This window comes from Gilliamella sp. B3464, assembly GCF_026536145.1.
Taxonomy (GTDB): Bacteria; Pseudomonadota; Gammaproteobacteria; order Enterobacterales; family Orbaceae; genus Gilliamella.
Genome location: NZ_JAFNOQ010000012.1, coordinates 41,916 through 62,539 on the forward strand (window position 1 = coordinate 41,916; position 20,624 = coordinate 62,539).

A 20,624-nucleotide genomic window follows, 5' to 3' on the forward strand; every position below is an offset into this window, starting at 1 on the left:
TATAGTTTAACCTAGAAAGTAAGTACTTAATCACTTTAAATCATAACCGATTGTTCATTAATACAATAACTTAGCCTTTATGTAGATTTTGGATTCGCAAGCAACGTTGGCTATAAATTTAGCCAACGTGATGTTACTGCAATTTACTCAACTATATCGGTACAGGCTTAGACACCACAAAATTGCTATTTATCGCTCACAAAACCATTTAAGTTAACGAATATTTAACGAATAAACACTATTTTTGCTAACCCTCAACTTTCGTGCTCAAGAAATAAGCACTAAGGATAGACGCAAACCAGATCGTTCCGGGACGAGGAGTAGTTGTGAACGGCGCCTACGTCGAAAAAAACAATGAACAGTGTCGAATCATCACCGATGGCAATAGCGGTGCTGCCGGCAAAAATGGATGAGATATAAAAGTGCACATTGCCCCATTCAGAAAGGAAACCTGCGCCGATATTAGCATCGGCATAATTATCACTGGATGGTGGTGTGGCAGGTGTCCATGATGGTCCCCATCCCCAACGCCTGTTAACTGCGTTAGTTAAGTCTTTTACCTGTGGCAAACGATAACCACCGCCTAAACTACTACACCAGGATGAGGCGCTATCAACAGTAACATCGCCTACGCCTAGTGGGCGGGCAACGAACCACTGCTTTAACTCAAAACCATAGCTTAATACCGTTTTATTACGACTATCTTTACCCTCTATCACAAAAGTCTGCGGCAAGCTAGCTGGAGCCACACTACCCGGTAATGCTGAATCCTGTAGGGCTTTTGTTGCTGCAGGACCAGTAAGCGTGACACGTATGAAATTTGGATTAGTGGGTGATGGTGTCATGGTAGCAGTAATACCACCTTGAGTGACAGTTGGCCAGGTTAATGTAGAGCTATCAATACCTTCTATGTCTAAATCAAAATACAAATTATTAGCACCGGTAGTCGGGAAGTTAAGCTTGTACTGTGATGGCTCAGCTGCTTGCTTTACAAAACCTCTTTGTCGATTCCAAATATCGGAAGGTTTGGAATAAACGGGCCCCCCCCGACCCGGCCATGCGTAACAGATTTTAGGCGCGGATTTAGGTCTGGTGATATAATAGGCAGCCGTGCTACCACTAAAATTACCACTATTTGGTACCCCATACTGGGTGGTTAAACTACCATCAGTACTGGTTAATTCTACTTTATAAGGTGCCATACAGCTATCTATGTTGGCACTATGCGTCACGGCTCGATTCAATTTATCGGTAATGATCACGCTTAAATTACCAGTCGCGGTAATTCCATTAGTACCCTGACCATCACCATCATCATCCCCCCAATAATTGTAAGGCTCACCAATTAAGTCATTTAAGGCGATAGCGTTAACAGTGGCAGGGACCAGCATTCCAATATCGCTAAAGTGCTCATTGGCTTCTGGGAGAACGATTGGATTATCCGCGGTTGAAGTATTATTGTCCGGTGTGTAGGTGGTTTGAGTCGTGCCGTCAGAGACGGTAATACCTAACAGCCCCTCAGTCGTGGTGACCTTAGTGACCCCATTATCAAAGGTTAAATACGGCGCACTACCATGAATGACTTGCGCCGTCGTTGCCGACAATGCTTGAGTCGTAGTGGCATACAGCAATAATAACCATGGTATCGATGTTAAAGTCAGTTTAGATAACGGGCCTGATACTTGAGTTTGCGTAAAAAACAAGGTTGGACATAAGATTAACCTTAAATTTACCGCTTTAAGTAAGCGATAGCATAACGCTAAACTAAATATGCATCTTTTGCTTACTCTGAATGCTGAAAAACGAGGGTGAGTTACCTTGCTTCGATGAAATAAGTTAAGTGTAGAAGTAAGAGTTGAATTAAATTTTAGCCTAAAGAGAGATTGGTGAGTTTTTAAAACATTGTTTTGCCAGCGCTGGTGTCTGGTGTCTGGTGTCTATAATTATACTTCATGGCGTTCCACCCGTCAACTAATCTGTTATTTTATTTGATTTTTTTATGTTAAATGGCTATAAATCAAGCTTAAATTAAGCTTAATTTTTAAAATTATAAGGCTATGATAAAAAAAAGTCACTCATTCAGCCGAATTATTTGTAAAGAAATGTAAATAACACCATAAATAATAAATGTTAATAGCCTTTAAATAGTCAAATATAGTTAAAATATAGCGGATTATTTTTTTATTCAAAAATATATCACCCGCTTGTTTATTAAAGTTCTGAATAGATGTTTTGGAATTTAGATGGGTTAAAATTTCGGATGTTGCTTGTTTTATGACGTTTTCTCTTTGGAGAAAACGCCCGACGCCCGAGTAAAGAGGGGATTATATGATCTTCCCCAAATTACTCGTATCGTTCATTTTTGCTTACCGATGCTATCGGCTAGGATTACCCCCTGCCGCTGAAACTGTCCTGTTGTTGCTTAACCTTTATTACGCCTTATTAAACGCCTACGACTTAAGGATTAAGGACTAAGAACTAATGACTAAGGATAGGCGCAAAACCCGCGGAAGCTGTTGACGGGGTCGATGCTGTCAACGTCGCCGTCGTCCGAGCCGACATAGAACGGGGACCTACCGTTGCTGTCACTTGCCCAGTAGAAGTAGGAGACGAAGCCGGCAGCGGCATAACTGTACATGTAGCCCCATTCGGTGAACAAACCCGCACCAATATTACGCTGGTAATTATTTTGAGTTGATGCCGGCGTGGCGCCATCTATGCCATTAACGCATGGAAAGTTGCTATTATTGACGCCACATTTCGCGTTAGTTAAGTCTTTAACCTGTGGCAGACGGTAACCACCGCCTAAATTGCGACACCAGGATGATTGGTTAGGATAGTTATCTGATTTATTTCCGCGATTAACGAACCACTGCTTTAACTCAAAACCATAGCTTAATACTGCTTTATTACTGCTATCTTTACCGACTAACACAAAAGTCTGTGGCAAGCTGGGAGTAGCAATACTTCCTGGTGTGGCTGAACTTTGTTGCGATGATGTTGCCGCCGGACCAGATAGGGTGACGCGGATGTTATTAGCATTATCGGGTGATGGCGTCATGGTGGCGGTAATACCGCCTTGGCTGACTGTTGACCATGTCAATGTTGAACCGTTAATACCACCTATGTCTAAATCAAAATACAGATTATTTGCCCCAGTAGTGGGGAAGTTACGACTGTAACTTGATGACTCAGTGGACTGCACTAAAAAACCTCGTAGTGGATTCCAAATATCAGCGGGACCGGCGTAGATGCCGGTGCCCAAACTCAGATTCGGTTTGGCATAACAGATTTTTGGTGCGGCTTTAGGACTGATATAATAAGTAACAGAACTACCATTGAAACTACGACTATTAGGCCGCCCATACTGGGTGATTAAACTACCAGCAGTACTGGTTAATGCCACTTTATAAGGTGCTTGACAGATATTTAAAGTAGCACTACGACTCACGGCTTGATTGTCTTTATCGGTAATACGTACGCTTAAATTACCGGTTACGGTAATACCATTAGTACCCTGACCATCACCGTCATCATCTCCCCAATAATTATAGGGCGCACCAATTAAAGCACTTAAGGCAATGGAGTTAGCAAGGGTAGGTACCAACATCTGTACATCAGCTAAGGTTTCACCAGCATTAGGTAACACTATAGGGGTAGTCGCTGAAGTATTGATTGCCGGAGTAATGGTAGTACCATCAGATAATTTAATCCAAAGCAGCTCCTCAGTAGTGGTAACTTTAGTTACCCGATTATCAAAGGTTAAATAAGGCTGAGTGCCGTTAATTACCTGCACGGTAGTGGCGGATAATGCCTCAGTATTAAATGAACAGCATAACAATAACAATGATACTAACACTAAAACTAGTTTAGATAACGGGCATGATGCTTGAGTTTGAGTATAAGCCCCGAGTGAATTTAAGATTAACCTTAAATTTATATCTTTAATTAAGCTTAAGGATAGCGCTGAGCTCAAAGCGTATCTTTTGTTTACACTTATTGCTAAAAAACGATGATTATTTACGCTGTTTCGATGAAATAAGTTAAAAGTAGAAGCAAGAATTGAATTAAATTTTAGCCTAAAGAGAGATTGGGGAGTTTTTAAAACATTATTTTGCCAGCGCTGGTGTCTGGTGTCTGGTGTCTATAATTATACTTCATGGCGCTCCATCCGTCAACTAATTATTTATTTTATTTCGTTTTTTTATATTAAATGCCATAAATCAAGCTTAAATAAGCTTATTTTTCGGAATTATAAGGCTATGATAAAAAAAAGCCACTCATTCAGCCGAATTATTTGCAAAGAAATGTAAATAACACCATAAATAATAAACGCTAATAGCCTTTAAATAGTCAAATATAGTTAAAATATAGCGGATTATTTTTTTATTCGAAAATATATCACTCGCTCTTTTCGAAAAAATAAGCGACATTTTTAGCCGTTAATCAACTTAATAATTAACGGCTATTTATTAGTCAGCTGATTTATGAGGTAAAATTAAATTTAGTACAATCGCTAAAATTCCACATAAACTGATTCCTTGCAAAGCATAAGATCCAAAATCAAAAATCATGCCGCCAATACCAAATACAAGTACTAACGAGACGATACACATATTACGTGATACAGAAAGATCAACTTTATGTTTGACTAAAATATTAATGCCAACCGAAGCTATCGAGCCAAAAAGTAATACCATAATTCCGCCCATTACAACTGTCGGAATAGAGCTTAAAAAAGCACCAATCTTACCAATAAATGACATTAAAATAGCCCAAATGGCTGCCCAGGTCATTACTCTAGTTCTAAAATTACGCGTTAATGTGACTGCACCAATAACTTCTGCATAGGTAATACATGGCGGGCCACCAAAGAAACCAGCAGCAGATGTTGCTAACCCATCACCCAGTAACGTGCGCTGTAATCCTGGTTCTTTAGTGTAATCTTTACCGGTGACAGAACTAATGGCCATAATATCACCAACATGCTCGATTGTTGGTGCTATAACGATCGGAATCATATATAAAATGGCTTGCCATTGAAACTCAGGAAAAGTGAAATCGGGAATTTTAAACCAAGGTGCTTCGATGACTTGTTGAAAGTTGACAATACCAAAAATACAAGAAAACATGTAACCAACAATAATTCCAGCAATAATTGGTACTAATTTAAAAAAACCTTTCGCCCAGATTGCCACAATCAACGTCGTTAATAAAGAAGCCATTGAAATAATAATCAATTGATAGTTTTCTGCTGATAAACCGCTATTTTTACCCATTGCCATGCCAACCGCTACCGGCGCTAAAGATAAACCAATAACCATAATAATTGGCCCTGTTACAACTGGAGGTAAAATGCGATCAATAATATGGCTGCCATTAATTTTGACTAAAAAAGCAAAAAACATAAAAACCAAACCTGCCGCAACTAATCCACCTAACGTAGCTGGAATTCCCCACTGTGCAACCCCAAAAGAGATAGGTGCAATAAATGCAAATGAAGAAGCTAAAAATACAGGCACTTTTCCTTTAGTGGTTAATTGAAATAATAACGTACCCACACCCGCTGTAAACATTGCAACATTTGGATTTAATCCAGTTAAAAGTGGCACTAAAACCAATGCACCAAAGGCAACAAATAACATTTGCGCACCGGTAAAAATATCTTGCCAAGCATGTTTAAGTGGCGAGATATTATTGTTTATTTGATCAAGAGCATTTTTAGTCACGTGGTCCTCTCTTAATTACTCTATTAATTGATATTTATTTCTTTACTAAATAGCGGACATAAAAAAACCGGATAAACCGGTCTAAAATTTGAGATTTTATTTTGTGCCGAATATCTTATCTCCAGCATCGCCAAGCCCTGGTAATATATAACCTTTATCGTTCAATTTATCATCGATTGAAGCGGTATAAAGTTCAACATCAGGATGAGCTTGTTCCAATACTTTAATACCTTCTGGTGCGGCCACTAAAACAAGCACTTTAATATTTTTACAACCTGCTTTTTTTAGTAGATCAATTGTTGCAACCATAGAACCACCCGTTGCTAACATTGGATCAACAACTAAAGCCATACGTTCATCAATGTCAGAAGTTAATTTTTGGAAATAAGGAACAGGTTCAAGCGTTTCCTCATTACGATAAAAACCAACAACGCTTATACGTGCACTAGGTATATGCTCAAGTACACCATCCATCATGCCTAAGCCGGCACGTAAAATAGGTACTACGGTAATTTTTTTACCTTTAATTCGTTCAACTTGTACTGGTCCACACCAGCCTTCAATGGTCACTTTTTCAGTGGGTAAGTCAGCAGTAGCTTCATAGGTTAATAAACTGCCAACTTCACTAGCAAGATCGCGAAAATCTTTAGTGCTAATATCATGTTCGCGCATTAAACCAATTTTATGGCGTACTAGAGGATGTTTTACTTCAACTATTTTCATGGGAGGGCCTCAGTGTTACTTTTTATCATCTATTAGTAGGTATAAATAACCACTGAGCGATAATGTTAACATAGATCATTGTAACTGAAAACCTATAATCGTGAGCAAAACATAGCAAACATAAAAATAACATATTGTTTGTTAATATATTGTTACTATGTGTAAATATTTTGTTTTATTTATGTTTTTTTATTAGAAAAGTCGCCGCTTTAAATAGCAAAAGTCAAATATAAATAAAAAAAAGGAATTATAACAATGAATTGGTTTATCAGTTGTATGACAAAAAATTATGCAAACTTTAGTGGTCGAGCTCGTCGTAAAGAGTATTGGCTTTTCAACTTATTTGTAATCATATTTTTTTCGTATTAATGTTTTTAAGTTCGCTTAGCCAAGCTATGTCATCATTAATGCTTTTAGTTGGAGTAGTTGCAGTATTGGCATTTTTTATTCCAAGTTTAGCAGTGACGGTACGTCGTTTGCATGATACCGACAAATCAGGCTGGTGGTATTTAATTAGTTTCATCCCATTTGGTGGTATTGTACTGCTTGTTTTCATGTGTATAAATTCTACACCGGGTAGTAACAAGTATGGTGATAATCCGAAAGGATTATAATTGCTTGTTTACCTCATCAATTTTATTGATGAGGTTCTATTATTCCAACATTATTTTTATGCAATTAAATACTTTCTCCATCTAGATATTCAACAGACAAATCCACCACTTTTTGATCTATCCTTTCCCCATTAATTCTTTTTAATAATAGTTCTGCAGCTATTTTACCCATTTCAATTCTTGGAGTATGTATCGATGCTAATTTTGGATTCATATATTGACCTATTTGATGCCCATGAAAACCGACAATAGCGATTTGTTTAGGAATTTCAATGCCCATTCGTTGGCATTCAAGCAGTACGCCTAAAGCCAAATCATCGTTAGTACTAAAAATTCCATCAACGGCAGGAAACTCTTTTAAAATTTGGTGTAAAAAACGTGCGCCAAGTTCATAAGATGAGGCTTCTTTAGTCGCTAACGTACGCGGCGTTAAGCCTGCTTCTTGCATCGCTTTTTCATAGCCTTGTTGACGAATAATGCTACGTTGATCTTGCCTTGCGCTAAAATAAACAATATTGCGACGCCCTTTTTCGATCATACGATGAATCATATTTCGGGTTGCAGTAAAATTATCAAATCCAACCGCCATATCAATACACGGCGACACACTATCCATAATTTCAACCACAGGAACGCCCGAAATTTCGATCATTTTTAATGTAGCAGGATTATGGATTCTTTCAGTTAAGATTAATCCATCAATATTATAAGAAAGTAATGAACGAACCCGTTGCTCTTCTTTATCGGCATTGTATCCTGTATGAGTAATCATGGTCTGATATCCTTTGGCATCAGTTACCATCTCAATTCCTTTTAAAATATCCGCAAAAACTTGGTTGGTTAACGATGGAAACACAACCCCAATCGCATTACTTTTTGCATTTGATAACATATCAGGCGCTTTATTAGGGATATAACCAAGCTGCTCGATTGCCGCTGAAATTTGAGACTGTAATGGTTTAGACACCAAATTAGGATCGCGTAAATATCGACTCACTGTCATTTTACTTATGCCAATTAAATTAGCAATTTCTTGCAAACCAGTTCGCCGTTTTTTACTATAACTCATCACTGTTTTTCCGGAAGTTGTGGCTGCCAATCAATCGGTGTTTTACCCTGTTTTATAATAAGATCGTTTGCCTTTGAGAAATGCTTACAACCCAAAAAGCCACGATGTGCAGATAATGGTGATGGATGCACAGACGTTAAAACATGATGTTTTTGCCGATCGATAAATTGCCCTTTTTTTTGAGCGGGTGAGCCCCACAATAAAAATACAACACCTTCAAGATATTTATCAATTGCCGCAATAACATGGTCAGTAAACGTTTCCCAACCTATTTTAGCGTGGGAATGAGCTTGCCCTGCTTGAACAGTTAATACCGTATTTAATAAAAGAACACCTTGATTTGCCCAAGAACCTAAATAACCATAAGAAGGAATTTTGAAACCCTCAATATCCGTCGAAAGCTCTTTATAGATATTAAGTAACGATGGTGGTGGTTTAACGCCAGGTAGTACTGAAAACGACAAACCGTGAGCTTGATTAGGTCCATGATATGGATCTTGTCCTAATATCACGACTTTAATGTCATTAAAAGGCGTAAAGCGGAATGCATTAAACACATCATGCTGTGGAGGATAAATCACTTTACCTTTAGCTCGTTCTGATGCGACAAATTGCAATATTTGTTGAAAATAAGGTTTATCTTTTTCCGATCCAATGACATCATGCCATGTTAATTGATTACTCATACAATACCTATATTATTATTTCATATGGCTCAACAACATTATCAGCCGATAACATTAATTATACCTAAAAATAATAATAAACCTAACAGTAATCAAGTCCGTTTAATCTAAATAAACACGCTTAAAAATTCAATTAAACATAAATTAGACATAACTTGCTCGTTCAGCATCAATATTTAACGATCATTTTTGTAATAATCCAAGTTTATGAATTAAGATCTGAAATTTGGATTGATTAATAATCTAATTAATTTTATTAATGAGTAACACACTCATCATCAAAGTAATCATCCCAAAGGGATTAATGATATTTATGGTTATTGGCAATGCGTATACTTAGATGAATAATATAAAATATGCATAAGATCATATTTGTATTGATAATCGTATTGCTATTGATAAAAAGTTATTAAATGATAATAGGCTAGGTGTGGCATTAAAATTTACTTTTACCTTAAGTGAACCGCTTAAAATTGATGTAAAAAATACCGTTTTTAAGGCAACTTGATTTACCTAACTTATTAATCGTCGTTTTATTACTTGTAAAGTATTTTAATACAATTGAATAATAATATCTTACATATCAATCAGTTGATTAGTTTAAAAAAAATATTAATCAATTTTTATCAAAGGTATTACTTATCGAATTAATAGCTTTTTTTGACTTTAATCAAAACTTGAAAGTGCTATATTAACCTTAATTATTTTAGGGCAATAAGGCCCCGTTAGGAGGATTTAAAAATGATTACAGGTATCCAAATTACTAAAGCAGACAATGCAGCACTTCTTAACTCTTTCTGGTTATTGGACGACTCTACAAAAGAAGCTCGTTGTGTCGCTGCAAAATCAGTTTATAAAGAAGATCAAGTTATCCCAACTGCAGAACTTGGTCAATTCGAATATCGTGAAGTTCCATTAGATGTTGCTCCAACTATCAAAGTTGAAGGTGGTCAACACTTAAATGTGAACGTTCTTCGTCGTGAAACTTTAGAAGATGCTGTTCAACACCCAGAAAAATATCCACAATTAACTATTCGTGTTTCTGGTTATGCAGTTCGTTTCAACTCATTAACTGCTGAACAACAACGCGACGTTATTGCTCGTACATTCACAACTAAAATGTAATTTTAGTTTATTATCGAATGATTAAAACCCAGCTTATGCTGGGTTTATTTTTATGAAAAAACAAATTTCTTTGTTCTAAACTAGTCTACCCAAGCTAAATACTCCATCCAAGCAGGATCAAACTCACAGTCAATTTTTACTGATAGATCTTGATATTGATTTAATATATTTTGAATTATTTGAGTAGCAAAATGTTTATCTTCTACATACCAAAGCATAGTTCTTGTTGCTTGGTGTAAAGAATTTTGGGCATGAATGCCTTTCCTATTTTCACGGAAAGCGGCGCTAATAGCATCTTCTATATCGTAAACTAACGATAAGGTCTCTTTACAATCTAGCTCTATACTTAGATTAAGTCCATAACCATAATTAATATCACAAGCCAATGCATTAGCCGTTTCGTTACGCTGCACTAAGGTCGTATCATCAGGATCATCTTTACTTGCTAATTCAAATACAAACAATTGATCTTCACTTTCAGAAATAGGAAAAATACCGGTGTGTTTTAAATCATTTTTCCAGATATCATCAAATCGTTTAGCAAACTCTTCAGCCGTAATACTATTAGAATCAGGCATTGTGTCGACAAAATTAATTGATTGCACTTTTATAGCTAAGTCGTACTCCCCTAAAAGATGATCCAAAATGACTAAAGCTAATGTTTGTGCATAATTTATTTGATCTTTGGCGATTGTTTTAGCAAACATTAAATCCAAAGCAATTTTACGATGATCTTCATGATATTGAATCAATAAATCAGATGCCCCCAATGAAAAAGAGGTACCATTAAAATTTATTTCAAAATCAGAAATTTTATTAGCTCGTTGACGAAATGCCTCGATTTCAAATAGATCTAAACTAGGTGCTAATTTAACAATTTCTACTACTAGTTCAAAACGTTCAATTTTACCTTCAGCAGTAAAAATAATTTTATGTTTTTTTACCTCTCCCCCCATAATTTCGGCAATAACGTCTAATTGGTTTTCACTTAACAAGTTATTGAGCTTTTCCATTAAATCTAAAGGTTGCAATTCACTAAGAGACTGTTCTGACTGTTTAACTTTATTCCAAAAGGATTGGATAGCTATTTTGAGGTTATCATCTGGTGTTGATTGTTGAGCAATGACTACATTTTGTGGTCGCAATTTTTGCCAAAGTTTTTTTAAAAACATAAAAAAATCCTATAGATAAAAGTGATTAAAATTATATACAAATAAAAATAATATGTAATTCAATATACTACATCAATTTAATTTTGAACAACATCGATTATCTACGTTTGATACAAAATATTGCACAAAATTTAGCTATCAAGAATTAACAAAAAAACATTTAAAAATGAGGGTTTATTGATATGAACTAGATAAATAAAAATGGCGAGGTAGTTTTTCTGCCTCGCCATTTGTACATTATTGAAAATTATTAGCCAAAAAACTTTTTCACTTTATCAAAAAAGCTTTTTTCTTTTGGACTATGCTTAGAACTTTTATCGGCTTTAAAACTTTCGCCTAATTCTTTTAACAACTCTTTTTGTTTACCCGTTAAATTGACTGGAGTTTCAACCACAACATGACAATACAAATCACCCATTGTACTACCGCGTAATGATTTGACACCTTTACCTCGTAATCTAAACATTTTCCCTGTTTGTGTTTCGGCCGGTATCGTTAAACTGACTTTACCATTAAGTGTTGGTACTTCAACTTCGCCACCTAGTGATGCCAATGCAATATTAATTGGAATTTCACAATGTAAATTATTACCATCACGTTCAAAAATACCATGTGGTTTAACTTGCACTTGCACATATAAATCACCAGCTGGTGCACCGTTTAAGCCTGCTTCACCTTCACCGGAAAGTCGAATACGATTACCCGTATCCACCCCCGCAGGAATAGTTACAGAAAGTGTTTTTGTTTTTTGGATACGACCTTCGCCATGACACTTTTTACAAGGATTTTTAACTACTTTGCCTCGTCCATGACAAGTTGGGCACTCTTGCTGTACAGCAAAGAAACCTTGGCGCATTTGCACAACCCCTGCACCATGGCAAGTTTCACAGGTAACAACATCTGATGCTTTTTCTGTACCTTGACCATGACAAGTATCACAAGTAACCCATGTTGGTACTTTTATTTCTTTGCTGACACCCGCAGCGGCTTCTTCAAGTGTTAAGGTAATATTGTATTGCAGATCGGCACCGCGTGATGCGCTTTGCGCTCGTCCGCCACGACCACCACCAAAGAAATCACTGAATATATCATCAAATGCTGAACCACCACTAAAGCCGCCGAAGCCACCAAATCCACCGGCACCTGCTCCGGCACCACCGCCAAAACCTTGCTCGAAAGCAGCATGCCCATATTGATCATAAGCTGCTTTTTTCTGCGCATCGGTCAAAACTTCATAAGCTTCTTTCACTTCTTTAAATTTTGCTTCTGCTTCAGCTTTATTATCCTGATTTTTATCAGGATGATATTTCATGGCAAGGCGTTTATAGGCTTTTTTTATTTCAGCTTCAGTAGCACTTTTACTTACGCCTAATGTTTCATAATAATCTTTCTTCGCCATAATTTACCTTTATTTTTATTTATTACATAAACAACTAAACGGGCTTGAGTTACCTCGCGCCCGTTTAATGTGTTACATGTTTAAAACTCGTTGAAATAACTCATTAAAAAACACAGCGGTTAATGCTTATTTTTTATCATCATCAACTTCTTTAAAGTCTGCATCAACAACATCGTCTTGCGCTGTAGAGCTACTACCTGCTTGAGCTGACTGTTCTGCCTGACCTTGTTGCTGCGCTAGTTCAAGCAATTTTTTAGATGCTTCCATTAATGCATTAATTTTCGCTTCGATTTCAGCTTTATCTTCACCACGCGCTGCAACTTCTAATGCACTCACTGCATCTTCAATGGCTGTTTTATCAGCAGCTGGTAATTTATCGCCTGCATCAGACACTTGTTTACGCGTTGAGTGAACAAGGTGATCTGCTTGGTTACGAATTTGAGCTAACTCTTCAAACTTACGGTCAGCTTCTGCATTCGCCTCAGCATCATTTACCATTTTTTGAATCTCTTCTTCACTTAAACCTGAAGACGCTTTAATGGTAATATTTTGTTCACGTCCAGTATTTTTATCTTTTGCTGATACATGTAAGATACCGTCAGCATCAATATCAAATGTTACTTCAATTTGTGGCATACCACGCGGTGCAGCTTGAATACCATCAAGATTAAACTGACCTAATGATTTGTTATCACTTGCACGTTTACGTTCACCTTGTAACACATGAATGGTTACCGCTGATTGATTATCTTCAGCTGTTGAGAACACTTGACTATGTTTAGTTGGGATAGTTGTGTTTTTCTCAATCAAGGTAGTCATCACACCACCCATTGTTTCAATACCTAAAGATAATGGTGTTACATCAAGTAATAACACATCTTTAACATCACCACCAAGTACCCCACCTTGTACTGCTGCGCCCACTGCTACAGCTTCATCAGGGTTAACGTCTTTACGTGGTTCTTTACCAAAGAAGTCAGCAACCGCTTTTTGCACCATAGGCATACGAGTTTGACCACCGACTAAAATAACATCTTTAATATCAGATACAGATAAACCAGCATCTTGTAGTGCAGTTTTAACCGGATCCATTGAGCGTTTAACTAAATCTTCGACTAATGATTCAAGTTTAGCGCGTGTCACTTTAATATTTAAGTGTTTTGGACCTGATGCATCAGCCGTGATATATGGTAAGTTGATATCAGTTTGTTGTGCTGATGATAATTCAATTTTCGCTTTTTCTGCCGCTTCTTTTAAACGTTGCATTGCAAGTGGATCATTTTTCAGATCGAATCCTTGTTCACGTTTAAATTCATCAACTAAATAGTTAATTAAGCGTGAGTCAAAGTCTTCACCACCTAAATGAGTATCACCATTAGTTGCTAATACTTCGAATGTTTTCTCTCCATCAACATCGTCAATTTCGATAATTGAGATATCAAATGTACCACCACCAAGGTCGTATACAGCGATAGTGCGGTTACCCACATCTTTATCTAAACCGTAAGCAAGTGCAGCGGCTGTTGGTTCGTTAATAATACGTTTAACATCTAAACCAGCAATACGGCCCGCATCTTTAGTTGCTTGACGCTGTGCATCATTAAAATACGCTGGAACAGTGATAACTGCTTCAGTGACTGGCTCACCAAGATAATCTTCTGCGGTTTTTTTCATTTTCTTCAATACTTCAGCAGAGATTTGCGGTGGCGCAATTTTTTGACCTTTGACATCTACCCATGCATCGCCATTATCAGCTTTAACAATTTTATAAGGCATAATAGCAACATCACGTTGTACTTCGGCATCATCATAACGACGACCAATTAAACGTTTAATGGCAAATAGTGTATTTTGTGGATTGGTTACTGCTTGGCGTTTAGCGGGTTGACCAACTAAAATTTCACCATCTTGTGTATATGCAATAATTGACGGGGTTGTACGATCGCCTTCAGCATTTTCTAATACTTTTGCTTGACCATTGTCCATTACTGCAACACATGAATTTGTTGTACCTAAATCAATACCAATAATTTTACCCATAATCTTTTCTCCTCAAAACCTGTATTTTATTTCTTGTATATAAGTCTTAAATATTTATTTTCAAGAGCTTATTTTTCACAAAGAAATGTTATTGTTTCCACATAAATGGGAACATTATTATCAATATCAAGGGGGCAAAAAAATTATTTTTTCTTAAATCTTGATTATCAGCTTTTCTACACTTATTATTGCCGCTCTTTTTTATTATGATAATTATTTATAGGATCCTTATGGAACAAACTAAACTTGCAAACCCAGGTCCACTTGGCTTGATGGGATTTGGCATGACCACCATTTTATTAAATATTCATAATGCAGGATTTTTCCCTGTGATGACAGCAATCGTTTCTATGGGTATTTTTTATGGAGGGCTTGCGCAAGTCATTGCTGGAATTTTAGAATTTCGCAAAGGTAACACGTTTGGTACAACTGCATTCACCTCTTATGGTTTCTTTTGGATTGCATTAGTAGGAATTTGGTATTTACCAACCTCACCAGCAACTGCACCAACTGATGCAACTTTTGTCGGTATTTTCCTTGCGTTATGGGGGATTTTTACCGCTTTTATGTTTATTGGTACCTTAAAAGCTAATCGTGCATTACAATTCGTTTTTGCTAGTTTAACGATTTTATTTGCTTTATTAGCAATTGGTAACATTTGTGGCAACCATGACATTATTCATATAGCTGGTTTTGAAGGTATTATCTGCGGAGCTAGCGCTATTTACCTTGCCATGGCCGAAGTACTTAATGAACAATATGGCCGTACAATTTTACCAATTGGCGCGCCTAAAGGTGCTGCACATTAATAATATTAAGTCGTCATGCAATGACGAATAAGCGAGTAATAAAAACGGGGGATACCCCGTTTTTTTTATAAAAAATTACTCAATTAATGAATTATTTAGTGTGTTTGGTGAGTAAAGCCTTGCATACATTTACAAGAGATTGAGTATGCTTGGTAATTATTTGCTCTGATAGATAATTATCTTTTGAAGAGCCAGCATTCTTGATAAGAATTTTACTATCTTGATCGATATTACCAGATGTAATCATTAAGTAGTTGGTTAATTGTGTTGCCATTTCACCAGAATGAAAAGTCACACCATCTAAAGTTAGCATTGATGTTTTCGGTTTTAAAAAAATTAAATCCTCCCCATTACCAATACTATCGATAAAAATAAATTTTTTTTCTTTCATTTGTTCCGAATAGCTTTCTAACATTTTTAAACCATATTGGCCACCATTACCATCGTCGTATAAAACAAACGCAATTTTTTTCTTTTCTTTTTTATCAAGCTGATGAATTAAATTAATAATTGTAATAATACTTGAAGTATTACAAACAAAATTCTTTTGATTGGGAATGCCATTTTTGTATTTTAAAACAATAAAAAATAATAAAATGGTCGAAATAATCGACAATATTCCGGAAATACTAAAAAATCCCTCAACTTGAATTTTAGGAATAAAAACAAAGTAATTTAATATCAGTGACGCGATAAATAAGATAATAATAGGTAAAATACCTACTAAATAACCTAATTTACTAAATTGAGGCGTGAATGCGTATTTTTTCTGAAGATTAAAATTTTTAATACCGGTATCATAATAAGTACAAATAATTAATTCAGCTTTATCTAAATCACCAATATAAGCATTGTAATAATTTTCATATCGTCTTGTTGCTAACTTTAATTTTGCTACTTTGGCTTCAACACTATAACCTAATTGAATCAGTTCTTTCGATATTACTCTTAAAAAAGTAATTTTCTCTTTAGACGTAAATCGTTTACCAAAAATGACACAGTATCTTAGTACAAGGTCTTTAAATTTATCCATTTTTAATCATTATTTGAATTTAGAAAAACCGTTAGTGCGATTTATCATTCACACTAACAGCGAAACAAATAGATAATATTAAAATGATGATTATCTATTAAAGATGTGAGTTTAATCAATAATCATCTTCGTTTTGAGATTGGGCAAAATTAGCCATATTGCCAATAGCTTCTTGAATATTTTCTTGTCCTGCCTCAATACACTCTTTTGCTAAATCCAGTAGTGATAATGAATCCCTATTACATACAGCATTAATGACCATTGGCAAGTTCATACCGGTAATTATCCGGACATTCATACCTAATTTTTCCCACTCAGGCAAACATCGCATTGATGCGTTATAAGGCGAGGCACCAAACAAATCGACAAAAATTAATACACCTTTACCACTATTAAGCGACTTTGAACAATTAAACAAATCGGTTTTTAATTGATTAATATCTTGTCCTGGATTAAGCGATAATGATGCAAATTTATCTTGTTCACCAACAATCATTGTAACACTATCTTTAATCCCTTCAGCCATCTTGCCATGACTCACTAATAATACACCTATCATATTATTTTCCTCGATTATTCAAACATTTTAATCGCTTCATTTAACGTTACTTTTTTCAAAGAAGGGGTTGCTTGAAAATAGATATCCATATTGGGATAGCTGTTTTGTAAATCGATTAGCAAATCAAGTTGTTGTTTATTAATTGATACTTCTTTAATTATTGACGTTGCTCCCGGTACAAGTGGTAAACCACCAATATTAAGATTGGTTATTGGCACGCCCGCTTTAATAATTTTATACATAACTTCAATATTTTTAGTAATCAAAATAACATTAAAATCATCATACTGGCGATCATTCCAATATCTTACTGCACCATCTTCTTTTAATACTCTTATTTTATGCCCTGTGCTGGCACCAGCACCTAAAATAATATTTTTAGTAAACTCATCATTTGCAGAGTAATCATCGGCTACAAACAACGCATTTGCTCCTGCTGCTTTAGACACATTAGTGGCAACTTGACCATGAATAAGGCGACTATCTACACGCGCTAAAACGACTTTTCCCATAATTTAACCTCTATATTTTTTAACTTTATAAAATGCCAATAGCTGCTAATACACCGAGTATTATTGTTAATCCAACTAATGCTTGAGTTACCTTTAATCCTTTCTTATAAAAATAGAAATATAATCCCATCACAACCATAAGTGGCAAAACACCAGGTAAAATTTTGTCCAGTGTGTCTTGGATAACGAAATCTTTGCCTGATAAAGTAAATTTTAAACTTGATGACACTTTAATATAACTAGCAGCTAAAATACCCATCATAAACAACCCTAAAATGGATAGTGCTTCAATAATCATCTGCATTTTATTACCAACAACTTCAGTTGCCGCATTTCGACCTAATTTAAAGCCTAACTGAGCAAAATAGTACCCCACAAAAAGTTGATAAATGACAAAAGCAAAGAAAGGAAATAAAGCACCGATTGCTAGACCATCTTGAGCCCAAGGTAGCGCAATGGCTATGAAGATATACTGAATGGTTCCTGAGTCAATCGCGTCACCAATTCCCGCCAAGGCCCCCATTAAACCCGCTTTGGTATTATAAAGCACATCATTATCAATACTGATCGGTTTTTTCTGATAAACTTCATCTGCTCTTACAGATTCTAATGAAGCCATAATGCCTGAGATAGTACCGCCGCCCCAAGTTATCTGGGTATTAAAAAACAGTAAATGTCTTTGGTAAGCAGCAGCTAACTCACTTTTTGATTTATATAATTTTTTAAGAATTGGCATTAACCCCCACATTAACGAAGCAGCTAGATAACGGTCAAATGAGTGTGGGATCTCATTAGCATAATACCACCGTAACCAAGCAAAAGTGATATCTCGTTTAGTAATTGCCTCTGGCTTTAGATCGATACTTTCTTGTACTATTTGTGTCATTATAAAATTCCTCTTTCTAATCTATTAATCAAATAGTTACAGATTAATAATCATCATCATCAATTTGATTGTTATTATTTGAATTACTTCTTGGTTGATCTGCGACAGAATTAACTGCTTCACTTTTTGCTAGAACAAAAATAAATGCAATGATAGCGCCAACAATCGCGTAAGTGACCATGGTGATATTAAGTGGTTTTGCCATTACAGCCATAAAATACGCAAGTAAGAAGAAAATAATGTAACTTTTTTTACCAATAACATAGATAGTTAATGCAATACCGACAGCAGCAAGTCCGCCACCAATAACATTAAGGATGTGGAAAACTAATCCCCCTGCATTTGTTTTAATAACATCCGCAATAATTGGCGCACCAAAATACAGTGCTACAAACATAAATGGGACAAAAAGAACAAAGCTACAAATTATTGGTAGTATGATGATTGATAAAGTTAGACCAGAGCTATTTGCCTCTTGTGCATACTTTTCAGTTAATTTCATAATCATCGTATTAAAGAAAAATCTTAACTGATATAGGTAAGATCCCAATAATCCAACAGGCACTGCAACGGCAACTGCAGCGGTTGGTTCCATTTTACCCAGTAAAGCGACAGGAACCGCAACGGCTGTTGCAATGGCAGGTTCTGATGGCATTTGGCCGCCTGGCGAAAAAACGCCCATGTAGATTAGTTGAATAGCTGCTGTGGTTATCATGGCATTATGAATATCATTAAAGACAATACCGACAATTAACCCCGTTATCATCGGTGTAAATCTTAGTGTCAAAGTTGCCCCACCTAGCCCCCGAGACATAACCATCGCAACCCATACTGAAATAATCGCGGCTTGTAGAAATGTAACATGCATATCTTGCATATCTAAACTCCTTGATATTGTTATTATCAATTAAACTTTAAAATAAACCATTAAGAAACAACGGATTGCAATTGTAAATTATTGACAAAATTTTCTACATCCTGCACACATTTTTCACCCATACCTTGTAAACATTCAATGGCATAAGCTGAAGTATGAGGTGTGACAAGCACTTTTGGATGCTGGACTAAGGGATTATCGTTATATGAAGGTTCAACGTACATTACATCTGTTGCATGTCCTGCAACAACACCACTATCTAGCGCGTTAATTAATGCACTTTCGTCAATCAATTCGGCTCGTGCGGTATTTGTAATAAAAACACCTTTTTTCATCAAAGAAAATTGAGGTTGTTTTAAAATATGGTAGCTTGTTTCGTTTAATGATGCATTTAAAGAGATGATATCAGCATTTTTTAGCAAATAATCTAACTCAACAATTTCGATATTGTGTTTACTCGCCCATGTTTTGTTAACTTTAGGGTCAACAACCAGTAATCGAGCATTAAAACCGTGTTTGAATATTTCTGCTACGCGGCTACCAATATTCCCACATCCGATAACACCAACAGTTTTACCCGTAACATTGATGCCTAGAAAAGAGGCTCTTTTTTGCCATTCATTTGCCTTAACCGCAGCTTGAGATTGAACAGTTTGTCTAATTAATGCCAATAAATTAGTCACAGCATTTTCGGCAACCGCATCACGCTCCACTAAAGGCGGCACAATAGTGACGATAGTTCCATGCTCTTTAGCTGCTACTACATCAACATTATTAAAGCCGATACCATGACGTGAAAGTAGGAGTAAAGGTTGTTTTTTATTATCAAAAAACGCCTTGTTAAAAAATGGTCTAACACTTGCTATAACAATATTGAATTCTTGCAATGCGTCGGCGAGTTCTTTTCCGGGAATATTATTTTCAAAAGTAAAATGTTTTACTTCACCAATTTTTTCTAATCGTTTTAAATGATCAGGAAAATATTTCCCAAAACTACTTGAGTTGATTATTGCAATTTTATAATTTTTCACTCAATGCTCCTAATTAATCATACACCCTTACGTATTAATTATCGGAAAATAAAGGTAATTTACTTTCCAGACAGCCATAATGTGACTGGTAACATTTAGTATAATTTATAAGATTTAGAAAAAAGTGAATTTAGATCACAGATTTAATAAAAAACTTTTTCTATTAAATAGAGCCCAAAAACGAAAGATATTGGAAAGCCAATAAACTATTTTTGATAAAAAATCGCAATGCAATTTAGTTCATCAATTATCAAATTAACCAATCCAATTGAATCATACTTAAAATGAGTATCAGTAATAAAAAAATTGAGCACTGCAATAGGCAGATGGTGAATGATAAGATCTCGTATAGATAGGGCC

At 35.8% G+C, this 20,624-nt stretch carries 18 protein-coding genes; 3 read left to right on the forward strand and 15 right to left on the reverse strand.

Going from position 1 to position 20,624, the window contains the following annotated elements; all coding sequences use genetic code 11:
• Positions 1-281 precede the first annotated feature (281 nt).
• From J3U57_RS11390 to upp, 4 genes are all read right to left on the reverse strand, one after another.
• Complete coding sequence (locus tag J3U57_RS11390; protein WP_267344772.1) at positions 282-1,703, reverse strand: hypothetical protein; 1,422 nt, start codon at positions 1,701-1,703, stop codon at positions 282-284.
• A gap of 782 nt (positions 1,704-2,485) precedes the next feature.
• A complete protein-coding gene (locus tag J3U57_RS11395) occupies positions 2,486-3,976 on the reverse strand; it encodes a hypothetical protein (protein ID WP_267344774.1) in 1,491 nt (496 codons plus the stop codon).
• Between the two features lie 496 nt (positions 3,977-4,472).
• Positions 4,473-5,729 carry a uracil-xanthine permease family protein gene (locus J3U57_RS11400; RefSeq protein ID WP_267334350.1) on the reverse strand — a complete coding sequence of 419 codons (1,257 nt, stop codon included), beginning with the start codon at positions 5,727-5,729 and terminating at the stop codon, positions 4,473-4,475.
• Between the two features lie 96 nt (positions 5,730-5,825).
• Entirely contained in the window at positions 5,826-6,452 is a 627-nt protein-coding gene (gene upp / locus J3U57_RS11405; protein WP_065633185.1) for a uracil phosphoribosyltransferase, read from the reverse strand.
• Between the two features lie 341 nt (positions 6,453-6,793).
• Between upp and J3U57_RS11410 the strand changes: the two genes are divergently transcribed.
• Positions 6,794-7,066 carry a DUF805 domain-containing protein gene (locus J3U57_RS11410; RefSeq protein WP_416379682.1) on the forward strand — a complete coding sequence of 91 codons (273 nt, stop codon included), beginning with the start codon at positions 6,794-6,796 and terminating at the stop codon, positions 7,064-7,066.
• A gap of 64 nt (positions 7,067-7,130) precedes the next feature.
• Here J3U57_RS11410 and gntR read toward each other — a convergent pair whose 3' ends face one another.
• Together gntR and ung are read right to left on the reverse strand one after the other, a co-directional pair.
• Entirely contained in the window at positions 7,131-8,135 is a 1,005-nt protein-coding gene (gene gntR, locus J3U57_RS11415) for a gluconate operon transcriptional repressor GntR (RefSeq protein ID WP_267334354.1), read from the reverse strand.
• Positions 8,135-8,821, reverse strand: a complete 687-nt coding sequence (ung, locus tag J3U57_RS11420) for a uracil-DNA glycosylase (protein WP_267334356.1) — start codon at positions 8,819-8,821, stop codon at positions 8,135-8,137. Before ung ends, gntR begins: the two co-directional genes overlap by 1 nt.
• Positions 8,822-9,562: 741 nt before the next feature.
• Here ung and grcA point away from each other — a divergent pair.
• A complete protein-coding gene (gene grcA / locus J3U57_RS11425; RefSeq protein WP_065633189.1) occupies positions 9,563-9,946 on the forward strand; it encodes an autonomous glycyl radical cofactor GrcA in 384 nt (127 codons plus the stop codon).
• 80 nt (positions 9,947-10,026) lie between these two features.
• On the opposite strand, the gene J3U57_RS11430 is transcribed toward grcA, so the two are convergent.
• The 3 genes from J3U57_RS11430 to dnaK all read right to left on the reverse strand — a co-directional run bounded on the left by J3U57_RS11430 (position 10,027) and on the right by dnaK (position 14,557).
• A complete protein-coding gene (locus tag J3U57_RS11430) occupies positions 10,027-11,118 on the reverse strand; it encodes a DUF695 domain-containing protein (protein ID WP_267344778.1) in 1,092 nt (363 codons plus the stop codon).
• Between the two features lie 250 nt (positions 11,119-11,368).
• Entirely contained in the window at positions 11,369-12,517 is a 1,149-nt protein-coding gene (gene dnaJ / locus J3U57_RS11435; protein ID WP_065633191.1) for a molecular chaperone DnaJ, read from the reverse strand.
• A 126-nt stretch (positions 12,518-12,643) separates the two neighbouring features.
• Complete coding sequence (gene dnaK / locus J3U57_RS11440) at positions 12,644-14,557, reverse strand: molecular chaperone DnaK (RefSeq protein ID WP_267334361.1); 1,914 nt, start codon at positions 14,555-14,557, stop codon at positions 12,644-12,646.
• 230 nt (positions 14,558-14,787) lie between these two features.
• On the opposite strand from dnaK, the gene satP reads away from it, so the two are divergent.
• On the forward strand, positions 14,788-15,366 hold the full coding sequence (satP, locus tag J3U57_RS11445) for an acetate uptake transporter (RefSeq protein WP_065633193.1): 579 nt from the start codon (positions 14,788-14,790) through the stop codon (positions 15,364-15,366).
• 91 nt (positions 15,367-15,457) lie between these two features.
• Here the strand turns inward: satP and J3U57_RS11450 are convergent, their stop codons facing one another.
• The 6 genes from J3U57_RS11450 to J3U57_RS11475 form a co-directional block, all read right to left on the reverse strand.
• Positions 15,458-16,399: a hypothetical protein gene (locus tag J3U57_RS11450; RefSeq protein ID WP_267344780.1), complete on the reverse strand. Its 942-nt coding sequence runs from the start codon at positions 16,397-16,399 to the stop codon at positions 15,458-15,460.
• 115 nt (positions 16,400-16,514) lie between these two features.
• Positions 16,515-16,958 (reverse strand): PTS sugar transporter subunit IIA, encoded by a 444-nt coding sequence (locus J3U57_RS11455; protein ID WP_267344781.1) that lies wholly within the window; start codon positions 16,956-16,958, stop codon positions 16,515-16,517.
• Between the two features lie 14 nt (positions 16,959-16,972).
• Entirely contained in the window at positions 16,973-17,470 is a 498-nt protein-coding gene (locus J3U57_RS11460) for a PTS system mannose/fructose/N-acetylgalactosamine-transporter subunit IIB (protein WP_267334367.1), read from the reverse strand.
• A gap of 25 nt (positions 17,471-17,495) precedes the next feature.
• Positions 17,496-18,356, reverse strand: coding sequence for a PTS system mannose/fructose/sorbose family transporter subunit IID (locus tag J3U57_RS11465; RefSeq protein ID WP_267334369.1), 861 nt, complete (start codon positions 18,354-18,356; stop codon positions 17,496-17,498).
• 43 nt (positions 18,357-18,399) lie between these two features.
• Entirely contained in the window at positions 18,400-19,224 is an 825-nt protein-coding gene (locus J3U57_RS11470; RefSeq protein WP_416379683.1) for a PTS mannose/fructose/sorbose/N-acetylgalactosamine transporter subunit IIC, read from the reverse strand.
• 59 nt (positions 19,225-19,283) lie between these two features.
• Positions 19,284-20,264: a D-isomer specific 2-hydroxyacid dehydrogenase family protein gene (locus tag J3U57_RS11475; protein ID WP_267344783.1), complete on the reverse strand. Its 981-nt coding sequence runs from the start codon at positions 20,262-20,264 to the stop codon at positions 19,284-19,286.
• Positions 20,265-20,624: the final 360 nt, after the last annotated feature.

Coding starts and splice junctions, on each gene's coding strand:
- J3U57_RS11470 (WP_416379683.1), bottom strand. CDS start 19,224: ATGCATGTTACATTTCTACAAGCCGCGATTATTTCAGTATGGGTTGCG.
- J3U57_RS11465 (WP_267334369.1), bottom strand. CDS start 18,356: ATGACACAAATAGTACAAGAAAGTATCGATCTAAAGCCAGAGGCAATT.
- J3U57_RS11430 (WP_267344778.1), bottom strand. CDS start 11,118: ATGTTTTTAAAAAAACTTTGGCAAAAATTGCGACCACAAAATGTAGTC.
- upp (WP_065633185.1), bottom strand. CDS start 6,452: ATGAAAATAGTTGAAGTAAAACATCCTCTAGTACGCCATAAAATTGGT.
- dnaJ (WP_065633191.1), bottom strand. CDS start 12,517: ATGGCGAAGAAAGATTATTATGAAACATTAGGCGTAAGTAAAAGTGCT.
- grcA (WP_065633189.1), top strand. CDS start 9,563: ATGATTACAGGTATCCAAATTACTAAAGCAGACAATGCAGCACTTCTT.
- J3U57_RS11460 (WP_267334367.1), bottom strand. CDS start 17,470: ATGGGAAAAGTCGTTTTAGCGCGTGTAGATAGTCGCCTTATTCATGGT.
- gntR (WP_267334354.1), bottom strand. CDS start 8,135: ATGAGTTATAGTAAAAAACGGCGAACTGGTTTGCAAGAAATTGCTAAT.
- dnaK (WP_267334361.1), bottom strand. CDS start 14,557: ATGGGTAAAATTATTGGTATTGATTTAGGTACAACAAATTCATGTGTT.
- satP (WP_065633193.1), top strand. CDS start 14,788: ATGGAACAAACTAAACTTGCAAACCCAGGTCCACTTGGCTTGATGGGA.
- ung (WP_267334356.1), bottom strand. CDS start 8,821: ATGAGTAATCAATTAACATGGCATGATGTCATTGGATCGGAAAAAGAT.
- J3U57_RS11455 (WP_267344781.1), bottom strand. CDS start 16,958: ATGATAGGTGTATTATTAGTGAGTCATGGCAAGATGGCTGAAGGGATT.
- J3U57_RS11450 (WP_267344780.1), bottom strand. CDS start 16,399: ATGGATAAATTTAAAGACCTTGTACTAAGATACTGTGTCATTTTTGGT.